We start from the raw sequence: 21,000 nt of genomic DNA, 5'->3' as shown, positions 1-21,000 counted from the left end.
GCAGCGTGCAGGACGGATAGCGCCTGGGGCGTTATCCGCCGATACCCCACCGGACCAAGGAAGTCCGCCCCCTCATTCGTGGCTGATCGCGCCGATCTTGTGGATCGACAGGTCCGCGCCGTAGTACTCCTCCTCCTGGCTCAAGCGGATGCCCAGCAGCGCCTTCATCAGCCCATAGACCAACAGGCCGCCGGCGAAAGCCACCGTCACCCCCAGCAGGCTGCCGAGCGCCTGGCTGGCCAGGCTCACCCCGCCGAGCCCACCCAATGCCTGCTGGCCAAAGATGCCGCAGGCAATCCCGCCCCAGACCCCGCAAAGACCGTGCAACGGCCAGACACCGAGGACGTCGTCGATCTTCCAGCGCACCTGGGTCGCGGTGAACGCCCAGACGAACAGGGCCCCCGCCACCAGGCCGGTAGCCAGCGCGCCGATCGGATGCATCAGGTCGGAACCGGCGCACACCGCCACCAACCCGGCCAGCGGACCGTTGTGCAGGAAACCCGGGTCGTTGCGGCCGATCAGCAGCGACGCCATGGTGCCGCCAACCATCGCCAGCAAGGAGTTGACCGCCACCAGCCCGCTGACCCCAGCGAGGGTCTGGGCGCTCATCACGTTGAAGCCGAACCAGCCGATGATCAGGATCCACGACCCCAGTGCCAGGAACGGGATGCTCGACGGCGCCATCGCCACCAGCTTGCCGTCGCGATAGCGGCCGTTGCGGCTGCCCAGCAATAGCACCGCCGCCAATGCCAGCCAGCCGCCCAGCGCATGCACCACCACGGAGCCGGCGAAATCGTGGAAGGGCGCGCCGAACTCCAGCTTCAGCCATTCCTGCAAGCCGAAATTGCCGTTCCACACCAAGCCTTCGAAAAACGGGTACACGAAGGCCACGATCAGCGCCGTGGCGCACAACTGCGGACCGAACCTGGCACGCTCGGCGATGCCGCCGGAGATGATCGCCGGGATTGCCGCGGCGAAGGTCAGCAGGAAGAAGAACTTCACCAGCGCATAGCCACTGTCCACGGTCAGCGCCGCCGCCGGATGGAAGAAAGTCACGCCGTAGGCAATCCAGTAGCCGACGAAGAAATAGGCCAGCGCCGAGATGGCGAAGTCGGACAGAATCTTCGACAGGGCGTTGACCTGGTTCTTCAGGCGCACGGTGCCCACCTCGAGGAAGGCGAAGCCGGCGTGCATCGCCAGCACCATCACCGCTCCGAGCAGGATGAACAGGGTATTGGAGCCGTGGATCAGGACTTGCACCGCACTATTCAGGTTATCCATGGATTGAGGCAGCCTTCGCGCGTAGAGAGAAAGCACCAGAAACGCCCACGCCCGCCCTTCAACGCACCATGACGAAGCAGTAGTCGTCGTGCGAACCGCCGCTTTTCTTCGGCAGACGTTTCGCAAGGTGCCTGAGGCAGCATGGAAAGCTCCCGGACTTTCCTTGATTTTCATTGGGTTGGACGTTCATCCCGAAGTACCCTCCGGGAGCGCCTGGCGCCCTCGCAAGGGGCATTCCGGCCGACGTGCGCACCAAGGAATTGCAAGCGCCATACCAGTTCGCGCCCCGTTGCGAGGCAGCCGGATGGGCGTCATCTCGCCGCAGCCGCGCCGACAGGCACGCTGTGGCAGTCTTTAATGAAAGGAACGCCGGGAGCGACCGGCAACGCGCGGAAATTACCCACCGGTTGAACCTTCCGCCCCGCGCTCGGCTCGAAAAAAACACACCCCATGACCAGAGGAGCTCGTCATGCCCCGCAAGACCACTGCAAACGCTGCAAAGGATGAACTGTTGGCTGAATTCCAGGCACTGGTCGCCGATACCGAGAAACTCCTGCAAAGCACCGCCGACGTGGCGGGCGACCAGGCCGAAGAAATCCGCGGCAAGATCCACGACAGCCTCAAGCGCGCTCGCGATACCTTGCGCGACACCAAGGACTCGCTGAAGGACAACGTCCGCGAACGCAGCCAGGCCGCGGTGGACGCCACCGAGGTGTACGTCGGCGAACACCCCTGGCAGAGCATCGGCATCGCCGCCGGCGTCGGCTTCCTGCTTGGCCTGTTGGTCAGCCGGCGCTGAGCCATGAGCGAAGGAAAGGACCCGGCGGACGGCCGCCCCTCCCTGCGGCGCTTCGGCGCCGCCTTCCTCGGCCTGTTGCACGGTCACGTCGAGCTGTTCGGCATCGAGCTGCAGGAACAGAAGGCCAACACCCTGCGCCTGCTGCTGTTCGCCGGGCTGGCCCTGGTATTCGCCCTGCTCCTGCTGGTCGGCCTGTCGCTGCTGGTGCTGATCGTGTTCTGGGACACCAACCGGCTCGCAGCGGCGCTCGGGTTGTGCCTGTTCTACGTGATCGGCTCGCTGTTCTGCGGCTGGCGCCTGTACCAGTCGATCAACGACGAAAGCTCGCCGTTCAGCGCCACCCTGGAAGAACTGGCCAACGACCGCGAGCGACTGCTGCCATGACAAGGAAACGCGCATGAGCCAACTACCGGTGAACGCGACCGGCCTGTCGCGTCGCGAATTGCGCAAGGCGGTGATCCGCCTGCGCCTGGAAATGCAGCGCCAGCAATTGCGCCGCGAAAGCCAACTGCTGGTGCAACCCTTCCGCCAGGCCCAGGGGCTGGGCCACAACCTCAGCCAGCAACTGTTCGGCGGTGGCAATGCGGCGCTCTGGGGCGCCGGCGGAGCCGCACTGCTGGGCGTACTGCTTGGCAAGGGCGGACGCTGGCAGCGTCTGCTGCGCCTGGGCGTCGCCCTGGCCCCGCTGTTGCTCGGCCTGCGCAAGCAGAAAGGCCGTTGAAGGATGCGCCGACCGGCAACGGTCGGCGCCCTCCGTTTCCCCAACGCGACGATTGAGCTTGCCAAGGCAAACCGTTAGCGTGTCCGCATCGCCTCAGCGCATCCCTGGAATTCCCGATGGACTGGCAGACCCTGCTCACCCGCGAACGGCTCGGAAAGCCGGTACACAGCAACGATGAACTGGGCCGCAGCGCCTTCCACAAGGACCATGACCGGATCATCTTCTCCGGCGCGTTTCGCCGCCTCGGACGCAAGACCCAGGTCCATCCGGTCTCCAGCAACGATCACATCCACACCCGCCTGACCCACTCCCTGGAAGTCGCCTGCGTCGGCCGCTCGCTGGGCATGCGGGTCGGCGAGATCCTCCGCGAGGAACTACCCGAGTGGTGCGACCCCAGCGACCTCGGGGTCATCGTCCAGTCGGCCTGCCTGGCCCACGACATCGGCAACCCACCATTCGGGCACTCCGGCGAAGACGCGATCCGCAACTGGTTCCAGCAAGCCGCCGGACGTGGCTGGCTGGACGAGATGAGCGACGCCGAGCGTTCCGACTTTCTCCACTTCGAAGGCAACGCCCAGGGCTTCCGGGTCCTCACCCAACTGGAATACCACCAGTTCGACGGCGGCACGCGGTTGACCTACGCAACCCTGGGTACCTACCTGAAGTACCCCTGGACCTCGCGCCACGCCGAAGCGCTGGGCTACAAGAAGCACAAGTTCGGCTGCTACCAGAGCGAACTGCCGCTGCTCGAGCAGATCACCCATAAGCTCGGCATGCCGCAACTCGACGACGAGCGCTGGGCTCGCCATCCGCTGGTCTACCTGATGGAAGCGGCGGACGACATCTGCTATGGCCTGATCGACCTCGAAGACGGCCTGGAAATGGAGCTGCTCGAATACAGCGAGGTCGAGGCGCTGTTGCTCGGCCTGGTCGGCGACGACCTGCCCGACACCTATCGCCAACTCGGCCCCAGGGACTCCCGCCGGCGCAAGCTGGCGATCCTCCGCGGCAAGGCCATCGAGCACCTGACCAATGCCGCCGCCCGTGCCTTCGTCGACCAGCAGCAGGCCCTGCTCGCCGGGCAGCTTGCCGGCGACCTGGTGGAACACATGCATGGCCCGGCCAAGCTCTGCGTGCAGCGGGCCAAGGCCATCGCCCGGGAAAAGATCTTCCAGGACAAGCGCAAGACCCTCCACGAGATCGGCGCCTACACCACTCTGGAGATCCTCCTCAACGCCTTCTGTGGCGCCGCGCTGGAGCAATACGGCGGGCATACGCCGTCGTTCAAGAACCGGCGCATCCTCGACCTGCTCGGACGCAACGCGCCCGACCCGCAGTGGCCGCTGTACCGCGCCTTCCTCCAGGTGATCGATTTCATCGCCGGCATGACCGACAGCTACGCCACGGAAATGGCCCGGGAAATGACCGGACGCTCGAGCCCCTCCTGAAAGGAAGGGCTCATACCGCAGCGGCCGCCAACTGCTCCTGGAGTTCCTCCTGCAACGCCTCCAGGGCCAGCCGGAGTCTTTCGCCAGGCGCCTGCAGGCACTCCCCGTCGCCACTTCGCCGGCAGGCGTCCTCCAGGGCCTCGCAGGCCTCCAGCAGGGTACGCGCCCCGATCATCCGTGCGGCGCCCTTGATGCGGTGGGCATGCTCGGCGAGCCGGGTCCTGTCGCTCTCGCGCAGGAGGATGGCAAGGCGCTGGAGGTCCTGACGGTTGCTGCCTAGCAGGGTCTCCAGCAGTTCGCGCAGCCGTTCCGGGCGGCCGCCGCCGAGGCTGCTGAGAGCGGCTGCATCATAGAGCCCCCGGGGCTGCGCGGCGTCGCGTCCGAAAGAGGTCGCGAGGTAGTTGCGCAGGGTCTCCAGGCCGAGCGGCTTGAACAGGCAATCATCCATGCCCGCGTCGCGGCAGCGCTGTACCTCGTCCGGCTCGGCGTCGGCGGTATAGCCGAGGATCAGGATCGGCGCGCGTCGCTCGCACCGTTCCTGGATGCGTATCCTGCGTGCCAGCTGATAGCCGTTCAGGCGCGGCATGTTGCAGTCGCTGATCAGCACCTCGAAGCGCTCGTCGGCCCAGAGCTCCAGCGCCACCTGGCCATCGTCCGCTTCCGCCACCCGGTGGCCGAGAAACTCCAGTTGCTGGCGCAGCAGTACCCGGTTGGGCGGATAGTCGTCGGCGATGAGGATATGCAGGCGGCGAGACGGCTCCATGGATGCTGCCAGCGGGTCCTGGCCGGATTCAGGCATTTTCGGCCCGCACTGGCGCAAGAGCAGGTCGAGCGACACCCGGGTGCCTTTGCCCGGCTCGCTGTGCATCTCGACATCGCCGCCCATGAGGTCCACCAACTTCCGACAGATCGCCAGCCCAAGACCGGTCCCGCCCTGCACCGTGCGTCCCTTGGCCACCTGGATGAAAGGCTGGAACAGGCGCGCCTGGTCCGCCGGAGCGATACCGATACCGGAATCCTCCACGTCCACCCGGACGATCGCCCTCCCCTCGTCCAGGCTCCTTTCCTGGAGACGGATCGTCACCTGTCCCCGCTCGGTGAACTTGATCGCATTGCTCACCAGGTTGGAGAGCACCTGCTTGAAGCGCAGGGGATCGATCAGCACGTCCCGTCCCGGGGCATCGTCCAGCTCCACAACGAGCCTCAGGCCTTTCTGCCGGGCCAGGCCTTCGAACATGCGGCGCACCGACTCCACGACATGGCGCAGGCGAACCCGCTCGGGCGTGAGGGTCAGGTGACCGGACTCGATCTTGGCGACGTCGAGGATGTCGCCGATGAGCAGTTGCAGCGACCCCGCTGCCTCGTAGGCGACCTCCAGCGAGGCGCGCTCGCGCTGCTCCGGCGCCAGGCGCTGCAGGACCAGTTCGAGGATGCCGATGACCGCATTCATCGGCGTACGGATCTCGTGGCTCATGGTCGCCAGGAAGACGCTCTTCGCCCGATTCGCCTCGTCCGCCTGGCGCATCGCCTCGCGCAACTGGCGGGCCAGGCGCTCCCGTTCGGTGATGTCGATCCAGCCGTTCATCAGGCCGAGCACCCGGCCCTGGCGATCCCTGTAGGGCGTGACCCAATGGTGGATCTCCAGCAATTGCCCGCCGATGCGCACCGCCATGTCGGTGAAGCTCGCCGTTCCTCCCCGAGCCACCGCCAGGCACTGCTGGTGCATGAGCCGTGCCTTGCTGCCCTCGACCCAGTCGGAATCGGTCAACAGGGTGCCGCGGGCCTGCTCACGGGTCATCCGCAGGCTTTCCAGGTAATTGCGGTTGCAGGCCAGCAGGCGACCGTCGAGCGTGCGGATGCTCACCGGGTAGGGAATCCCGTCGACCAGCGCCTGCTTCAATGCCAGGCGGCCGCTCAGGTCGGCTTCGGTACGTTGCCAACGCCTGAGCCTGAGCTGCAGGACGGTATTCCAGCCCAGGCATCCGACGCAGACCAGGCAGGCCACCAGCAGGCCGAGCACCAGGCTGGAAGGGGATGGCGAGCTCAGCCCGTCGGCAGCCTGGCGTAGCGGCGCTTCGTCGACCACATCGGCGTCCCCCGGACGATCCGGAGCGGGAATCCGGAGCATGGAAGAATATTCGCCAGCCGTCGCCCTCGCCGGAACGGCATATCCCGCCATGCAGGCGAATATGAGAAGCAGGCCGAGCATGCACGCACTGCGTTTCTGGAACTTCATTCGGTTCCGGCCCTTAGATAAGCGTATTGCGTTTGGCGAACTCGATGAGATCCACCAGCGAGCCGGCGTTCAACTTCAACAACAAGCGCGCCTTGTAAGTGCTGACGGTCTTGTTGCTGATAAACATCTGCTCGGATATCTGCTTGTTCGAATAACCCTGGCTGAGGTATTGCAATACCGATACTTCGCGATCGGACAGGCGTCCGAGCAATTCCACATCGTCGGAATAGGCGCCCTGTTGCACAGGACGCATGGCCGAGCTGGGAAAGTAACTGTATCCCGAGGCGACCGCATTCACCGCCGTCACCAGTTCGGCCAGTCCGCCCTGCTTGCAGACGAACCCGGCGGCGCCCGCCTGCATGCTGCGCAGGGCGAAGAGCGAGGCGCTCTGGCCGGTCAGGACGAGGATCTTCAGGGGCAACGCCAGCACCATCAGGCGGCTGATGACCTCGAGGCCGTCCAGCCTGGGAATGCCGATATCGAGGATGACCAGGTCCGGCTTCAGCTCCCGCCCGAGGCTGATGGCATCCACGCCATTATCGGTATCGCCGACGATCTGGTGCCCTTCGGCTTCCAGCAACATCTTCATGGCCATGCGAATCACGGGATGATCGTCGACTATCAGGATACGGCTCATTGTCTGATTTCCTTGCCAATAAAAATTCAGAAAAAATTCTCCTGAGCAAGATATAGACGGGAGCCATATTGTCGAGATACTCGATGGCAACTCATATACTTTAAGGAATATTCTCACGGAAACTTAATTTATTTCTTACGGCGAATTCAAAACCTCGTATATTGCCAAGCAATTGGCCTGGTTATCTGCATGAAAAACACCCGCATATATACGCGCCTTCCCGGCTCGTTATCTGCCAGAGCGAGTTGAATAGTTCGTCAGGGGTTTCGGAGTATTGCTATCCGCATGTACGGCCACAAGCCGCCGACATGCCTTGGCAGGGCAAAGGGAAGCACGACGGGCGCCGGGCCAGATAGCGCCGGAGCAGGATCGAAAGGGAGGGAAGACGCGACCGCCATCCTCGGGCGGGATGGCGGCGCTATCGCTTAGAGCTTCGGCAGGACAGGCTGTTCCGGGTACCAGGCGTCGACCAACGCGCCGACCTCGACGCTGGCCAGTTCCGGTTGCTGCTTCAACCAGGCCTCGATCAGGGCCCGCTGCTCTTCATTGACCGAGCCACGGCGCGCCAGGCAGACGAAACCGAATTCGTCGCAGCCGCCATAGGTCAGTTCGTTGGCTTCGATCGCCTGATCGATGAAGCGCAACATGAAAGCGTTCACCGCATCGGCATCCACGCCTTCCTTGTAGTGGAAGTTCAATTCGAAACCCAGCTCCTGGAATTCATCGACGCACAATTTCTTGCGCAGGCGGCGGGAACGATTAGTAGCCATGGCGGCATCTCCTGGATTGACGCTCCATTGGCGGAGCCTCGCATTACAGACAGTAGCCGACGCCGCTGGAGCCGCGGACGAACCCCGGCAAGCTCCGCGCGGCGCGGCCGGATTGCCGGCGCACTCTACCAGTTCCGACCATTCGGCGATATGACGGCGAACTCCGCGAAACTCCAGCGCATCGTTATCCGCCTTGCGGCATAATGAGCAAGACGGCCTCTTCGCGTGATGTCCGTCTCTTTTTTCAGGTTCGCTTCGTTTTTCATCTTCATTTCATTTTCTACCCTCCGTCTTCAAGGGTTCTTCATTAATGTTCAAGTCGCTGCGTACTCTTGCCTTCGCCACGCTCCTGCCTTTCGCCCTTCCCACCCTCGCCCAGGTCAACGCCACCCTGCCGGCCAACGTGCAGAAAGCCCTGCAGACCAACAAGCTGACCGGCAACGATCTGTCGCTGGTGCTGATTCCGCTCGACGGCCCGGGCAACCCCACCTACTACAACGCCGACGTATCGGTGAACCCGGCCTCGACCATGAAGCTGTTCACCACCTATGCCGCCCTGGAAATGCTCGGCCCGACCTACCAGTGGAAGACCGAGTTCTACACCGACGGCCAGCTCAAGAACGGAGTGCTCAACGGCAACCTCTACCTCAAGGGCGGCGGCGATCCGAAACTGAACATGGAGAAGCTCTGGCTGCTGATGCGCGACCTGCGCGCCAATGGCGTGACCAAGGTCACAGGTGACCTGGTACTCGACCGCAGCTACTTCAACATCCCGCAGTTGCCGGTATTCAACGACGACGGCGGCGACGACACCAAGCCGTTCCTGGTCGGTCCGGACTCGCTGCTGGTCAACCTGAAGAGCGTGCGCATGGTGGTGCGCACCGACGGCAACAAGGTCAACGTGCAGATGGACCCGCCGCTGGCCAACGTACGCATCGACAACCAGGTGAAGATGACCGCGCCGGCCACCTGCCCAGCCTGGCCGAAGCTGCGCTTCAGCCCGGTGACCCAGTTCGACGGCACCACCCTGCTGGCCACCGGACAGATTCCCCAGGGCTGTAGCGCGCAGACCTACATGTCGCTGCTCGACCACCCCGGCTACACCGCCGGCGCGGTGCGCGGCATCTGGCAGGAACTGGGCGGCAGCATCCTAGGCAAGGACCGCCAGGGCAGCGTACCGCGCAACGCCACGCTGATCGCCAAGGCCTTCTCGCCAGACCTGGTCGAGATCATCCGCGACATCAACAAATACAGTAACAACACCATGGCCCGGCAGTTGTTCCTCTCCATCGGCGCGCAGTTCCGCAACAGCGCCGACGGCGACGACGCCCAGGCCGCGCAGCGGGTGGTGCGGCAGTGGCTGGCGCGCAAGGGCATCACCGCGCCGCGCCTGGTGATGGAGAACGGCTCGGGACTGTCGCGCCAGGAACGGGTTAGCGCCCGTGAGATGGCGGCGATGCTGCAAGCCGCCTGGCACAGCCCCTATGCAGCGGAGTACATCTCCTCGCTGCCGCTGGCCGGCCTCGACGGCACCATGCGCAAACGCCTGCGGCGCACCGCACTGGTCGGCGAGGCGCACGTGAAGACCGGCACCCTCAACACCGTGCGCGCCCTCGCCGGCTTCAGCCGCGACGCCAGCGGCCACAACTGGGTGGTGGTGGCGATCCTCAACAGCCCGCGGCCGTGGGGCGCTTCGGCGATCCTCGACCAGGTACTGCTGAGCCTGCACGCGCGGAAATAAGGCGCAGTACGAAAAAAAGGCCGCCAGCGGTTGCCCGCCGGCGGCCTTTTGCATGAATGCCGCTCGCCTCAGCGAACGGTGATTCTCCAGGCCCGATGGATCTTCGGATTACGCGCGAAATCCGGATCGAGGGTTTCGCCAGTGATCTCTTCGACCGCATAGCGGGCCTGCACGCTCTCGTCCAGTTCGAACTTGCGGAAGTTGTTGGAGAAATACAGCACCCCGCCCGGCGCCAGCCGCGCCATGGCCAGGTCGAGCAGTTCGACGTGGTCGCGCTGCACGTCGAACACGCCTTCCATGCGCTTGGAGTTGGAGAAGGTCGGCGGGTCGATGAAGATCAGTTCGTACTGGCCATCGTCTTCCCGCAACCACTCCATCACGTCGCCGTGCACCAGGCGCTGCTTGTCGGAAAAGCCGTTGAGCGACAGGTTGCGGCGCGCCCAGTCCAGGTAGGTCTTCGACAGGTCGACGCTGGTGGTGCTGCGCGCGCCGCCCCTGGCCGCATGTACGGTGGCCGTGGCGGTATAGCAGAACAGGTTGAGGAAGCGCTTACCGGCCGCCTCCTTCTGGATGCGCAGGCGCATCGGCCGGTGATCAAGGAACAGCCCGGTATCCAGGTAATCGGTCAGGTTCACCAGCAGGCGCACATCGCCCTCACCCACCTCGAGGAACTTGCCCTCGCTGCTCTGCCGTTCGTACTGCTTCTTGCCGGCCTGGCGCTCGCGGCGCTTGACCACCACTCGCTCCTGGGCAACGCCCAGGGTCTGCGGAATCGCCGCCAGGGCGTCGAACAGGCGCGCCTGGGCTTTTGCCGGATCGATCGACTTGGGCGCGGCGTACTCCTGGACGTGAACCCAATCGCCGTAGATATCCACCGCCAGGGCATACTCCGGCATGTCGGCGTCATACAGGCGATAGCACTCGATCTTGTCGCGGCGCGCCCATTTGCCCAGTTGCCGGAGGTTCTTCTGCAGGCGATTGGCGAACATCTGCCCGCCCTCGCTCAGCCGTGCCGGCTCGCTCGGCGCCCGCGCCAGGCCTTCGTCGTTGCGTTCGCCACGCTCGCCGGTGACGAACTGGCGCGGCTCGACCTGGATCATCAGCAGCTTGCAGGCCAGCGCGCCGTTCCAGAACGCGTATTGCTTATGGCTGCGGATGCCCATGCGCTTGCCCAGTTCCGGCGCCCCGGTAAACACCCCGGCGCTCCAGCCGATGCAGCTCTGGCGCAGGCGCTCGCCGAGGTTCTGGTAGAGATACAGCAGGCTGGCTTCGTCGCCGAGACGCTCGCCATAGGGCGGGTTGCAGATCACCAGGCCGGTCTGGCCCTTGTCCGGGCGCGGCTCGAAAGTCGCCAGTTCGCCCTGGTAGATCTTCACCCAGTCGGCCACTCCGGCACGCTCGATATTGTTGCGCGCCGGCTGGATCAGGCGCGGGTCGGCCTCGTAGCCGCGAATCCACAACGGCGGCCTGGCCAGGCCGGTCGCCGCGCGCTGCTGGGCTTCCTCGTGGAGCTTGCGCCACAGCGCCGGCACGTGACCTAGCCAATTGCTGAAGCCCCAGCGCTCGCGCCTGAGGTTCGGCGCGATATCGGCAGCCATCAGCGCCGCCTCGACCAGGAAGGTGCCGACGCCGCACATCGGGTCGGCCAGGGCACCGCCCTCGGCGGCGATCTTCGGCCAGCCGGCACGGATCAACACCGCCGCCGCCAGGTTCTCCTTCAGCGGCGCGGCGCCCTGCTGCAGACGATAGCCGCGCTGGTGCAGGCTATGCCCGGAGAGGTCCAAGGAGAGGGTCGCCTGGCCGCGGTCGAGGTGCAGGTGGACGCGCACGTCCGGATTGACCTTGTCCACCGACGGGCGTCGGCCGGAGCGCTCGCGCAGGTTGTCGACGATCGCATCCTTGACCTTCAGCGCCCCGAAATGGGTGTTGTCGATGGCCGAGCCCTTGCCGCTGAACTCCACCGCCAGCGTGCCGCCGGCGTCCAGGTGGTCTTCCCAGTTCACCGCGTGGACCGCCATGTACATGGACTCGGCGTTCTCCACCGGGAATCGCGCCAGCACCAGCAAGACCCGGTTGGCCAGGCGCGACCACAGGCAGAGGCGATAGGCCACCTCCAGGCTGCCCTGCCCGCGCACCGCCGACACCTGGGCGCGCGCCTCGTCCAGGCCGAGCCCCTGCGCCTCTTCGAGGAGCAGGCTTTCCAGGCCTTTCGGGCAGGTCAGAAACAATTCGTAAACATCAGCCATATCGCCTTCCCGGGCCGTAGCCCTTGTCAGTGGAAGCACCCTCATGGGCACTTCTTTGGCACCAGGTGCCGTGGTTCGATTGCCGGAACGCTCCCGGCGTTGCTCGCTGCGACCCCGAGTCGCAGTCTGGGCGACCCTTCGTCGGAATGCGAGGAAATCTCAATTGGTGGGGGTGCAAATCGTTATAAGGCGCAACCCCGCGACCCTACGGCGTTAGCGCCGGAAACCAGGCGTCATGAGCCTGCAACATATGGCCCTATCGACGAAAGCGTTAAGTCTTTATGACAAATCGGTCATTCACACGCCTGAACGCTTTGGTTAGAACTCCAGTTAATCCGCCACCGCAACGGTGTCGGGCGAGGGTCGTCACGCCGGCAACGACCCCTTTCGGCGAAAGCTTCGCCAGGCCTCCCCTGGGGGCCAACGGGACATAACAGTCAACAAGTGAGGGCAACACCCTATGAGAAGACTTAAGCGTGATCCGTTGGAAAGAGCCTTCTTGCGTGGTTATCAGAACGGCATAACCGGTAAATCTCGTGATCTTTGTCCGTTCACCCATCCTACGACGCGGCAGTCCTGGCTCAACGGCTGGCGCGAGGGCCGTGGCGACAACTGGGACGGCCTCACTGGCACGGCCGGCTTACAACGTCTCAATCAACTCCAGCACGTGTAAGCGACAACACGGATAGCACCGATTTCCCCAAGGCACGCCCCATCCGGGCGGCGGGCGCAAGCCCAAGGGCTCCGCAAGGAGCCCTTTTCAATTCCGCCGCGGCAAAGCGGCGATGGCATCCACCGCTTCGCGGATCAACGCCGGTCCCTTGTAGATGAAACCCGAATAGATCTGCACCAGGCTCGCCCCGGCGGCGATCTTCTCCGCCGCGTGCGCGCCCTCGGTGATACCGCCGGCGGCGATGATCGGCAGCCGTCCGCCCAGCTCGCCGGCCAGCACCTTCACCGTGTGCGTGCTCTTCTCCCGCACCGGCGCGCCGGACAGGCCACCCGCCTCGTCGCCATGCGGCAGGCCTTCCACGCCTTCGCGGCCGAGAGTGGTATTGGTCGCGATCACCGCGTCCATCCCCGCCTCGACCAGCGCCGCGGCGACCAGCGCGGTCTCTTCGTCGGTCATGTCCGGGGCGATCTTGATCGCCAGCGGTACCCGCCGGCCATGCCGCAGCGCCAGCGCTTCCTGGCGCTGGCGCAGTGCCTCCAGCAGTTGCTTGAGCGAATCGCCGAACTGCAGGCTGCGCAGGCCGGGCGTGTTCGGCGAGCTGACGTTGACGGTGACGTAGCTGGCGTCGGCGTAGACCTTGTCCAGGCAGATCAGGTAGTCGTCGACCGCGCGCTCCACCGGGGTATCGAAGTTCTTGCCGATGTTGATCCCCAGCACGCCGCGATACTTCGCTGCACGCACCCGCGCCAGCAGGTGGTCGACGCCGTGGTTGTTGAAACCCATGCGATTGATGATCGCGTTGGCTTGCGGCAGGCGGAACAGGCGCGGCCTGGGATTGCCCGGCTGCGGTCGCGGAGTGACGGTGCCGATCTCGATGAAGCCGAAACCGAGCTGGCCGAACCCGTCGATGGCGTCGCCGTTCTTGTCCAGGCCCGCGGCCAGCCCCACCGGGTTGGGAAACTCCAGGCCCAGCACAGAGACCGGCAGACTGGCCGGCTTGGGCGTCAGCAGGCGGTTCAGGCCCAGGCGGCCGCCGGCCCCGATCAGGTCGATGGACAGTTCGTGGGAGGTTTCCGGGGACAGTTTGAACAGCAGCTGGCGGGCCAGGGTGTACATGGTCGGGTATCGGTCGGCAGAATGAAGGGTGCCGATTATAGCCGTCGAGCGCCCGCTCAGGCGAGGCGTTGCAGCGCCAGCAGGCGGCCATCCTCGCTGAAATCGAGGCGGAACGTGCCATGCACGCCATCGTGGCCGATGAACGGACGCAGGTGATGGGCCGGCAGGTTCACCCGGCGACCGTCGCGGCTGCGCAGCAGGACCCGATTGGCCCTGCCGCCGTAGATGGCCTGCAGGCGTTCGCCGGACAGGGCGATATCCATGATGAGACTGGGCATGGAGCCCCCCGCTTGAATGAACCACGACAGCTTGCCACAAACCACGCGGTTGAATGTCACGCCCGAACCTGTGCTTCAATGGACGGACCGTCGCCGTCCCCTCCCACCCCTTTCCGCGTCGGTCGCCGAGCCCGAGGAGCCCTCCGTCGATCATGAGTTCCAACTCGCGTAGCAACAGCACCTTCACCGGTCGCCTTTCCGCACTCGCCAACCGCCTGCGCCTGGGTGCCGCGCGAAGCGATGGCCGGGAGCTGCGCGAACGGGCGGCCGCCCTCGAGCTGCCGTTCCAGCCATTGCGACGGCCGGAGCCGAGCGTCTGGTGGCAGGCCGGACCGCCCCTGCACACCCTGGTCGACCTGCCGCGCGGCGCGCTGTCCGGCCCGGTCCAGGAAGACAAGGCGGAAGCCCACGCGGTCCTCAAGCGCCTGGTGCGGGTCAGCCACTCCACCCTGGAGTCGGTCGACCTGAAGACCATCGAAGGCGTATGCAGCCGCGAGATCCTCGTCCAGGCACCTTGCCCACGCCTGGAAGACCTGGCCACGGCCGAGGTCTGCCGGGGCGTACGGATCATCAGCTACAAGGATTTCGTCAAGGCCCTGAGCCTGGCCCTGCCGCGTTTCACCAACGGCGACAGCATCCGCCTGCGCCAGGCCGCCTGGCACGGCGAGCGCCTGTTCTGGGCGGGCGAACGTCAGGCCTGCGCCTTCGCCGCGGCGATCGTCTACGCCCGCCGCCGCGAACTGGAACTGAAGCTGCCGGCACACCTGGAACGCTACGAACTGGAGCCCGGCGCGCTGGACGAACTGGAACAGCGCTACCACATGCTGCGGATTCCGACCCAGGCCTGGTCCGAGCCGACCTTCATGAGCCTGCTGCTGGATACCGGCCTGCCCTATGCGCGACTCGCCCTGTTCACCCCGGAAACCCCGGAGTGCCTGTTGCTGCCCCGCAACGACGAACGCGCCGATGCCCTCGGCGAAGGTCTGCGGGCGGCTGGCGCGGCAGACGTGGTGAAGTATCTGAAGCAACTGTAGGCAACCGGCCAGGACTGGCCAGCTCGCGCCCTGACGTGCATCCTCCAGCAGACCCACACAGGAGCGATCGCATGTCCCTACCCCGCCTCAGTCTCTGTCTCGCCCTCGCCTGCGGGCCGGCGCTGGCCAGCCAGGCGCCGGTCTACGGCGAACGCCTGGAAGGCTTCGACTACGCCTATCCGGTGCATTATCTGGACTTCACCTCCCAGGGCCAGCCGCTGAGCATGGCCTACCTCGACGTCGCGCCGAAGAAAGCCAACGGCCGCACCATCCTGCTCATGCACGGCAAGAATTTCTGCGCCGGGACCTGGGAGCGCACCATCGACGTGCTCGCCGACGCCGGCTACCGGGTGATCGCCGTCGACCAGGTCGGCTTCTGCAAGTCGAGCAAGCCGGCCCATTACCAGTACAGCTTCCAGCAACTGGCAGCCAACACCCACGCCCTGCTGGAACGGCTCGGCGTCGCCCGGGCCAGCGTGATCGGCCATTCCATGGGCGGCATGCTCGCTACCCGCTACGCCCTGCTCTACCCGCGGCAGGTCGAACGACTGGTGCTGGTCAACCCCATCGGCCTGGAGGACTGGAAGGCCCTGGGCGTGCCCTGGCGCAGTGTCGACGACTGGTACAGGCGCGACTTGCAGACCAGCGCCGAAGGCATTCGCCAATACCAGCAAGCCACCTACTACGCCGGCGAATGGCGCCCCGAGTTCGATCGCTGGGTACAGATGCAGGCCGGCATGTATCGCGGCAAGGGGCGCGAGTCGGTGGCCTGGAACTCGGCGCTGACCTACGACATGATCTTCACCCAGCCGGTGGTCTACGAACTGGACCGGTTGCAGATGCCGACCCTGCTGCTGATCGGCGAGAAAGACAACACCGCCATCGGCAAGGACGCCGCGCCGGCAGAACTGAAAGCCAGGCTGGGCAACTACGCGCAACTGGGCAAGGACGCCGCCCGACGGATTCCCCAGGCGACCCTGGTGGAATTCCCCGACCTTGGCCATACCCCGCAGATACAGGCTCCGGAACGCTTCCACCAGGCACTGCTGAAGGGTCTGCAAACCCAGCCCTGAACCATCCACCGGCGGCGCTCTCGCCATCGGCTTCGCCGCGCCTTGCCCGGCGTCAACACCGATGCCTGCCGCCGGCGTTTCACTGCACTGGCTGCGCGACGACGCGTGGCTCGCGTCGCGCAAGCCCACCCACGCCGCGGCCGTTCCCATCCACATGGAGGTTCATCGTGTTCCCTTGCCAACCCCGTTCGCTACTCGCCGGCGTCCTGCTGGCGAGCGCCCTGCCCGCTCACGCGGAGCTGCCCCACGCGCCCGCCTACATCGATGACAGCGCCTACCCGGCCGCGGCCCGCCAGCGCATCCTGCCACCGATGTTCGAGCAGAAGCTGGGCAGCCTGCGCTACCTCGCCAAGCCCGGCGACCCCTTGATCACCCAGGCCGAGAGCAGCGACTTCCAGCGCACCAGCGACTACCGCGAGACCCGCGCCTACCTGGAGAAACTGGTAGCCGCCTCCTCCGGCCGCATCGCCCTGCGCGAGTTGCCCGAGCGCAGCGCCGAGGGCCACCCGATGCTGCTGGTGACCGCCTCCACCGAGGCCGACAAGTCCGCCGCCGGCCTGAAGCGCTCCGCCAAGCCGACCTTGCTGGTGGAAGCCGAGATCCATCCCGGCGAGGCCAACGGCAAGGACGCCATGTTCATGCTGCTGCGCGACATGAGCGCTGCCGACCGCCCGCTCGCCGGGCTGCTGGAGAAGATCAACCTGCTGTTCATCCCGGTGGTCAACGTCGACGGCGACCTGCGCCGCAGCGCCTACGGGCGGATCAACCAGAACGGCCCGCAGGAGACCGGCTGGCGGGTGAACGGCCGCAATCTCAATCTCAACCGCGACTTCACCAAGCTCGACAGCGCGGAGATCCGCAACGTCGCCTGGGTGTTCAACCACTACGAGCTGAGCTTCTTCGCCGACACCCACTCCACCGACGGCGCCATGTATCCCTACGACAGCTCCTACTGCCACAACGGCAACGGCTGGTCACCGGCGAGCAGCGCCTGGATGGACCAGGTCATGCGCAAGCCGGTGTACCAGGCGCTGGAAAGCCTCGGGCACATGGTCCATGAATGCATCAGCCTGAACGACAACCAGGATCCGACCCAGGGCTACTACCCCTACCGCACCGACCTGGCGCGCTTCTCCAACCAGTACGGCGACATCCGCAACGTGCCGTCGATCCTCATCGAGCAACACGCCCTGCATCCGTACAAGACCCAGGTGCTGGGCAACTACGTGATGCTCAAGGCGATGTTCGAGGTGATCGGCGAGCAGGCCGCCAGCCTGCGCCAGGCCATCGCCAGCGACCGCGAGCGCCTGCTGCGACAGAAGGAGGTGATCCTCACCTGGAAGCCGGGCGAGGCCGCCGAGACGCCGTTCGTGGTGGGCGACTACCGCTACGAGCAATCGCCGGTCACCGGAGCCCGCACCATCGTCTGGAGCAACCAGCCGAAGACACTGAAACTACCGGTGACCGACAACGGCGTACCCGACCTGGTGGTGCCGCGTCCCCAGCGTTTCATCGTCCCGGCGCAGTGGCACGAGGTGATCGCCCGGATCAAGGCCCATGGCATCCGCTATAGCACCCTCGAGCGTCCGACCGAAATCGCCGTGACCCTGTACCGCATGGACGACATCAAGCTCGCCGATGGCTTCGAACCGGATCGCGTGCAAGGCAACCGGATTCCGGGCTACGAAGGTCGCCTGCTGGTCAGCGGCACGCCGAAGCCGTTCCAGCGCCTGCAGACCTTCCCGGCCGGCTCGCTGTCGATCGACACCGCCCAGCCGCTGGGCGTCCTGGCCATCGACCTGCTGCAACCGCAGAGTCCGGATTCCTTCTGGTCCTGGGGCTTCTTCAATTCCACCCTGGTGGCCGCCGAGGAACCGGAGGAATACGTGATGGAGCCGATGGCGCGCAAGATGCTGGCGGAAGACCCGGCGCTGAAGGCCGCCTTCGACAAACGCCTGCGCGAGGACAAGGCCTTCGCCGCCGATCCGCAGGCGCGCCTGCAATGGTTCTACCAGCGCACGCCGTTCTACGACGTGAACGCCTTCGTCTATCCGGTAGGAGTGGTGTTCTGAGGCCCACCTGGGGCTGACGGCGGATAACGCTGCGCGTTATCCGCCCTACCGCTGGGCTTCGGGAGCCCCGTTGCCTCTCCCGCTTGCGGGAGAGGGCTGGGGAGAGGGAGCCGGTCTCAGGTACCGTCGGTGGGTGTGGGCAGGTTGCTTCTCGGCTTGCGCTTGCGCCTGGGTTTCAGTGGTTTTTCAGGTGGCGGCGACAGTTCCCGCTTGCGCAGCTTCTTGAGGATTTCCCGATGCTTCTCGCGCCAGGCCGGCACGTCGAGACCGTGGAGTTCGAGCAGCTCGGGGTTGCGCTCCACCAGATAGACCGCCGCTTCCTGGGCGGCCTCGGCGATCTTCCAGGCGATCGACTGCGGTTCGATGCTGCCTTCATAGGCGATCCAGTCGCTGAACTCCGGAAAGGTCCCGCAGACCTTCTCGAAATCCTCGTCGTGCATACGCTGCCGGCCACTCTCGATGTTCTCAAGGCGTTTGGGATCCATGCCGACCACCTCGGAAAACTGCGGTCGGTTCAACCCCGTCAGCCCGCGCAACCCGAACAGGCGCTCGCCGGCGCGAAACAGGCAGCGCTTCCTCACTACATAGACCATGTACAGATACTTCCCTTCGTTTCTGGCGCGATGCGCCTCAGTCGCCCTTGCCGCTCGCGGGCGTTTTCCTCTTCCGCTGGCGCCTGGGTTCCGGCGGCTCTTCCAGGGGCGCCGGCTCCGCCTCCGGCGCCTGTTCCGCCGCCAGCAGCGCCTCGCGTATCTCACGGTGGCGTTCGCGCCAGGCCTGCATGTCGATGCCGTGCCGCTCCAGCAGCACCGGGTTGCGCTCCACCAGGTAGACCGCGGCCGCCTGTGCCGAGTCGGCGACCTTCCAGGCGATCGACTGCGGCTCGATGCTGCCTTCATAGGCGATCCAGTCGCTGAACTCCGGGAAGGTTCCGCAGACCTTCTCGAAGTCCTCGTCGTGCATGCGCTGCAGCTCGTTCTCGATGTTCTCCAGGCGCTTGGCCGTCATCCCCACCAACTCGGCGAACTGCGGACGGCTCAAGCCCATCAGCTCGCGCAGGGCGCGCAAGCGCTTGCCAGCAGTGAACAAACGTCGATTCTTTACCATGTGTAGTCCGCGTCTGATGGTTCCCTATGCATATTGATTCACTAACTGTTAGTAGATCAATATGAATCCAAGCCCTCTAGACCGAGGGTTCCCCTCCAACATCGGACCATGGTGCAGGACGCCTGATGAAAGTGGAAGAACTCCCCCAAGAGGGTTTCGCCGAGTGCCCCCGCTATATAACCCTGATGCGTTTCGCCTTCCTGACCGGCCTCAGCGACCGGCCGGACCTGCTCTACGCCTGGATAGAGAGCGGCGACCTGCCGATGCGAACCTTCGGTACGCAACGCCTGGTGGATATGCAGAAGCTGCAAAAACGCATCGAGGAAGCAAAAAAAGGGGCCGATTCAACCGGGTGAATCGGCCCTTTCTGAAAGACCCTGCCGCCGGCGAAACCCCTCAGCGATTGAGCATGAAGGTCTCGTACTCCAGGTCGTCCAGCGCGGTGGTCAGGCGGTACAGCCCGACCAGCACGCAGACCAGCAGCGACAGGGTGAAGCCGTAGCCGAAGAAGCTCGGCCCGAGCAGCAGGCTGACGAAGGTCAGGGCGCCGTTGACGATCACGAACAGCACGCAGAGTTCGAGGACGATGCGGCGCTTGTCCAGGTAGAAGAAGACGTTGAGCAAGGCCATGAACACTACCTGGATGCTCACCCCGATCAGGTCGATGTAGAACAGCGGCAGGTAATAGCGGGAAATTCCCAGCCAGCCGAGCAGTTGCGGCGCCAGCAGGAACAGCAGGACCACCGCCAGCCCCTGCACCTTGCAGATTTCCAGCAGGCCCTGGCGGATGGCGAGGATCATCTGCTCCTTGAGCAGGCCGATGTGCTGCAGGGTCTCTCCGCCGCGGATCGCCTCGTAGACCCGCTCGTACCACTCGGCGAAGTCGGTCTCGATGCGCACCAGGAACACCGCCATGCCGGGAATGATCGACAGGTAGGCGAGGAAGATCGGCAGGTCGTAGAGGATCGAGGCGCGCAGCGGGCCGATCACCAGGTCCGAGGTGGAGGGGTTGAACCAGAAGATGAACTTGTCGATCCAGATCCCCAGGTTGTAGCAGAGGCCGGTCAGCAGCAGGCTGACGAAGACCTGCCGGCGGTCGAGGAAGTCGAAGGCCACCATGCGCCTGGCCGGGTACTCGCGGAGGATGTCGTAGAGGAAGACGAACAGCAGGCTGGCGTGGCCGATCAGCAATGCCAGCAGCAGGCCGTCCATCTGCATGAAACGCAGCAGGTAGGCACAGGCGACCATCAGCGCGTAGCCGATGAACATCACCAGCAGGATGCGTTTGTAGGCCTTCATTCCCGACAGGAAGATGATCACCAGCCACAGGTTGCAGAGCACCACGAAGTTGGCCATCACCAGCAGGCGGTAGGCGAACGGCTCATCGAACAGGGTCGCCAGCAATATCGCCGAGAGCAGGCCCGCCGCCAACGTCACCAGCAACAGCACGCCCACCAGGTTGGGCAGGATCGCCTCGTGCTTGCGCTCGAACAGGCGATCGGAAATGAAGCGGGTGAAGAACAGTTGCAGTCCCCCGGTGAAGATCAGCGACAGCGCCATCAGGTAGGTCACCGTGATCAGGAACTGCCGGACCAGCACGTCCGGCACCACCACGCCGAGGCTCAGCACGCCGATCAGCATCACGCTGACGATCGACAGCACCCAGGGACCGGAGCTGATCAGCCCGGCGTAGAGGTAGGCGCGCAGGGTCGCCGTATAGGAATCGCGGGAAAGGATCTTCCGCAGTTCGAAGCCGATGCCGGCCATG

20 protein-coding genes are annotated in these 21,000 nt (G+C 65.0%); 10 read left to right on the top strand and 10 right to left on the bottom strand.

Translation table 11 applies throughout. From position 1 onward, the window contains the following. Positions 1-72: 72 nt before the first annotated feature. Complete coding sequence (locus ACTJJX_RS04360) at positions 73-1,281, bottom strand: ammonium transporter (RefSeq protein ID WP_003091258.1); 1,209 nt, start codon at positions 1,279-1,281, stop codon at positions 73-75. Between the two features lie 469 nt (positions 1,282-1,750). On the opposite strand from ACTJJX_RS04360, the gene ACTJJX_RS04355 reads away from it, so the two are divergent. The 4 genes from ACTJJX_RS04355 (at position 1,751) to ACTJJX_RS04340 (ending at position 4,249) form a co-directional block, all read left to right on the top strand. Further along, positions 1,751-2,080, top strand: a complete 330-nt coding sequence (locus tag ACTJJX_RS04355; protein ID WP_003091262.1) for a DUF883 family protein — start codon at positions 1,751-1,753, stop codon at positions 2,078-2,080. Between the two features lie 3 nt (positions 2,081-2,083). Further along, entirely contained in the window at positions 2,084-2,464 is a 381-nt protein-coding gene (locus ACTJJX_RS04350) for a phage holin family protein (RefSeq protein ID WP_003091263.1), read from the top strand. A 13-nt stretch (positions 2,465-2,477) separates the two neighbouring features. Beyond that, positions 2,478-2,801 (top strand): hypothetical protein, encoded by a 324-nt coding sequence (locus ACTJJX_RS04345; protein WP_003103249.1) that lies wholly within the window; start codon positions 2,478-2,480, stop codon positions 2,799-2,801. A 116-nt stretch (positions 2,802-2,917) separates the two neighbouring features. Then, positions 2,918-4,249, top strand: coding sequence for a deoxyguanosinetriphosphate triphosphohydrolase (locus ACTJJX_RS04340; RefSeq protein WP_003091265.1), 1,332 nt, complete (start codon positions 2,918-2,920; stop codon positions 4,247-4,249). A gap of 10 nt (positions 4,250-4,259) precedes the next feature. On the opposite strand, the gene ACTJJX_RS04335 is transcribed toward ACTJJX_RS04340, so the two are convergent. From ACTJJX_RS04335 to ACTJJX_RS04325, 3 genes are all read right to left on the bottom strand, one after another. Continuing rightward, positions 4,260-6,485, bottom strand: coding sequence for an ATP-binding protein (locus ACTJJX_RS04335; protein ID WP_016852660.1), 2,226 nt, complete (start codon positions 6,483-6,485; stop codon positions 4,260-4,262). A 13-nt stretch (positions 6,486-6,498) separates the two neighbouring features. Further along, a complete protein-coding gene (locus tag ACTJJX_RS04330; RefSeq protein ID WP_003091268.1) occupies positions 6,499-7,122 on the bottom strand; it encodes a response regulator transcription factor in 624 nt (207 codons plus the stop codon). A 425-nt stretch (positions 7,123-7,547) separates the two neighbouring features. After that, a complete protein-coding gene (locus ACTJJX_RS04325) occupies positions 7,548-7,892 on the bottom strand; it encodes a YggL family protein (protein WP_003091271.1) in 345 nt (114 codons plus the stop codon). Between the two features lie 310 nt (positions 7,893-8,202). On the opposite strand from ACTJJX_RS04325, the gene dacB reads away from it, so the two are divergent. Then, the gene (dacB, locus tag ACTJJX_RS04320) at positions 8,203-9,633 is read left to right on the top strand and encodes a D-alanyl-D-alanine carboxypeptidase/D-alanyl-D-alanine endopeptidase (protein ID WP_003091272.1); all 1,431 of its coding nucleotides are present in this window, start codon (positions 8,203-8,205) and stop codon (positions 9,631-9,633) included. A 68-nt stretch (positions 9,634-9,701) separates the two neighbouring features. On the opposite strand, the gene rlmKL is transcribed toward dacB, so the two are convergent. Beyond that, positions 9,702-11,879, bottom strand: coding sequence for a bifunctional 23S rRNA (guanine(2069)-N(7))-methyltransferase RlmK/23S rRNA (guanine(2445)-N(2))-methyltransferase RlmL (gene rlmKL / locus ACTJJX_RS04315; protein WP_440781894.1), 2,178 nt, complete (start codon positions 11,877-11,879; stop codon positions 9,702-9,704). Positions 11,880-12,339: 460 nt separating this feature from the next. Between rlmKL and rmf the strand changes: the two genes are divergently transcribed. Beyond that, positions 12,340-12,552, top strand: a complete 213-nt coding sequence (gene rmf / locus ACTJJX_RS04310; RefSeq protein WP_003103238.1) for a ribosome modulation factor — start codon at positions 12,340-12,342, stop codon at positions 12,550-12,552. 87 nt (positions 12,553-12,639) lie between these two features. On the opposite strand, the gene ACTJJX_RS04305 is transcribed toward rmf, so the two are convergent. Further along, positions 12,640-13,668 (bottom strand): quinone-dependent dihydroorotate dehydrogenase, encoded by a 1,029-nt coding sequence (locus tag ACTJJX_RS04305; RefSeq protein WP_003103236.1) that lies wholly within the window; start codon positions 13,666-13,668, stop codon positions 12,640-12,642. 56 nt (positions 13,669-13,724) lie between these two features. Continuing rightward, positions 13,725-13,946 carry a DUF2835 domain-containing protein gene (locus ACTJJX_RS04300; RefSeq protein ID WP_003103227.1) on the bottom strand — a complete coding sequence of 74 codons (222 nt, stop codon included), beginning with the start codon at positions 13,944-13,946 and terminating at the stop codon, positions 13,725-13,727. A 152-nt stretch (positions 13,947-14,098) separates the two neighbouring features. Here ACTJJX_RS04300 and ACTJJX_RS04295 point away from each other — a divergent pair, with 152 nt between their 5' ends. From ACTJJX_RS04295 to ACTJJX_RS04285, 3 genes are all read left to right on the top strand, one after another. Continuing rightward, positions 14,099-14,980, top strand: a complete 882-nt coding sequence (locus tag ACTJJX_RS04295; protein ID WP_003091277.1) for a DUF6685 family protein — start codon at positions 14,099-14,101, stop codon at positions 14,978-14,980. A 71-nt stretch (positions 14,981-15,051) separates the two neighbouring features. Continuing rightward, entirely contained in the window at positions 15,052-16,053 is a 1,002-nt protein-coding gene (locus ACTJJX_RS04290; protein ID WP_003091278.1) for an alpha/beta fold hydrolase, read from the top strand. A gap of 167 nt (positions 16,054-16,220) precedes the next feature. Next, positions 16,221-18,125, top strand: coding sequence for a M14 family metallopeptidase (locus ACTJJX_RS04285; RefSeq protein WP_016852658.1), 1,905 nt, complete (start codon positions 16,221-16,223; stop codon positions 18,123-18,125). Positions 18,126-18,241: 116 nt separating this feature from the next. Here ACTJJX_RS04285 and ACTJJX_RS04280 read toward each other — a convergent pair whose 3' ends face one another. Next, positions 18,242-18,718 carry a helix-turn-helix domain-containing protein gene (locus ACTJJX_RS04280; protein ID WP_003130642.1) on the bottom strand — a complete coding sequence of 159 codons (477 nt, stop codon included), beginning with the start codon at positions 18,716-18,718 and terminating at the stop codon, positions 18,242-18,244. Positions 18,719-18,755: 37 nt separating this feature from the next. After that, positions 18,756-19,232: a helix-turn-helix domain-containing protein gene (locus tag ACTJJX_RS04275; RefSeq protein WP_009313801.1), complete on the bottom strand. Its 477-nt coding sequence runs from the start codon at positions 19,230-19,232 to the stop codon at positions 18,756-18,758. A 125-nt stretch (positions 19,233-19,357) separates the two neighbouring features. Here ACTJJX_RS04275 and ACTJJX_RS04270 point away from each other — a divergent pair, with 125 nt between their 5' ends. Beyond that, the gene (locus ACTJJX_RS04270; RefSeq protein ID WP_003091282.1) at positions 19,358-19,588 is read left to right on the top strand and encodes a hypothetical protein; all 231 of its coding nucleotides are present in this window, start codon (positions 19,358-19,360) and stop codon (positions 19,586-19,588) included. A 40-nt stretch (positions 19,589-19,628) separates the two neighbouring features. Here the strand turns inward: ACTJJX_RS04270 and pelG are convergent, their stop codons facing one another. Then, on the bottom strand, positions 19,629-20,999 hold the full coding sequence (gene pelG, locus ACTJJX_RS04265) for an exopolysaccharide Pel transporter PelG (protein WP_003091283.1): 1,371 nt from the start codon (positions 20,997-20,999) through the stop codon (positions 19,629-19,631). Position 21,000 lies beyond the last annotated feature (1 nt).

It is taken from the genome of Pseudomonas sp. 22490, from assembly GCF_052044465.1.
Classification (GTDB): Bacteria; Pseudomonadota; Gammaproteobacteria; order Pseudomonadales; family Pseudomonadaceae; genus Pseudomonas; species Pseudomonas aeruginosa.
The sequence above is the reverse complement of the archived record's forward strand: the minus strand, read 5'-3'. Positions and strand labels throughout refer to the sequence as shown.

Bases quoted from the DNA above. Each gene is read 5' to 3' on its own strand.
- ACTJJX_RS04360 (WP_003091258.1), bottom strand. From the start codon at position 1,281: ATGGATAACCTGAATAGTGCGGTGCAAGTCCTGATCCACGGCTCCAAT.
- ACTJJX_RS04355 (WP_003091262.1), top strand. From the start codon at position 1,751: ATGCCCCGCAAGACCACTGCAAACGCTGCAAAGGATGAACTGTTGGCT.
- ACTJJX_RS04350 (WP_003091263.1), top strand. From the start codon at position 2,084: ATGAGCGAAGGAAAGGACCCGGCGGACGGCCGCCCCTCCCTGCGGCGC.
- ACTJJX_RS04345 (WP_003103249.1), top strand. From the start codon at position 2,478: ATGAGCCAACTACCGGTGAACGCGACCGGCCTGTCGCGTCGCGAATTG.
- ACTJJX_RS04340 (WP_003091265.1), top strand. From the start codon at position 2,918: ATGGACTGGCAGACCCTGCTCACCCGCGAACGGCTCGGAAAGCCGGTA.
- ACTJJX_RS04335 (WP_016852660.1), bottom strand. From the start codon at position 6,485: ATGAAGTTCCAGAAACGCAGTGCGTGCATGCTCGGCCTGCTTCTCATA.
- ACTJJX_RS04330 (WP_003091268.1), bottom strand. From the start codon at position 7,122: ATGAGCCGTATCCTGATAGTCGACGATCATCCCGTGATTCGCATGGCC.
- ACTJJX_RS04325 (WP_003091271.1), bottom strand. From the start codon at position 7,892: ATGGCTACTAATCGTTCCCGCCGCCTGCGCAAGAAATTGTGCGTCGAT.
- dacB (WP_003091272.1), top strand. From the start codon at position 8,203: ATGTTCAAGTCGCTGCGTACTCTTGCCTTCGCCACGCTCCTGCCTTTC.
- rlmKL (WP_440781894.1), bottom strand. From the start codon at position 11,879: ATGGCTGATGTTTACGAATTGTTTCTGACCTGCCCGAAAGGCCTGGAA.
- rmf (WP_003103238.1), top strand. From the start codon at position 12,340: ATGAGAAGACTTAAGCGTGATCCGTTGGAAAGAGCCTTCTTGCGTGGT.
- ACTJJX_RS04305 (WP_003103236.1), bottom strand. From the start codon at position 13,668: ATGTACACCCTGGCCCGCCAGCTGCTGTTCAAACTGTCCCCGGAAACC.
- ACTJJX_RS04300 (WP_003103227.1), bottom strand. From the start codon at position 13,946: ATGCCCAGTCTCATCATGGATATCGCCCTGTCCGGCGAACGCCTGCAG.
- ACTJJX_RS04295 (WP_003091277.1), top strand. From the start codon at position 14,099: ATGAGTTCCAACTCGCGTAGCAACAGCACCTTCACCGGTCGCCTTTCC.
- ACTJJX_RS04290 (WP_003091278.1), top strand. From the start codon at position 15,052: ATGTCCCTACCCCGCCTCAGTCTCTGTCTCGCCCTCGCCTGCGGGCCG.
- ACTJJX_RS04280 (WP_003130642.1), bottom strand. From the start codon at position 18,718: ATGGTCTATGTAGTGAGGAAGCGCTGCCTGTTTCGCGCCGGCGAGCGC.
- ACTJJX_RS04275 (WP_009313801.1), bottom strand. From the start codon at position 19,232: ATGGTAAAGAATCGACGTTTGTTCACTGCTGGCAAGCGCTTGCGCGCC.
- ACTJJX_RS04270 (WP_003091282.1), top strand. From the start codon at position 19,358: ATGAAAGTGGAAGAACTCCCCCAAGAGGGTTTCGCCGAGTGCCCCCGC.
- pelG (WP_003091283.1), bottom strand. From the start codon at position 20,999: ATGGCCGGCATCGGCTTCGAACTGCGGAAGATCCTTTCCCGCGATTCC.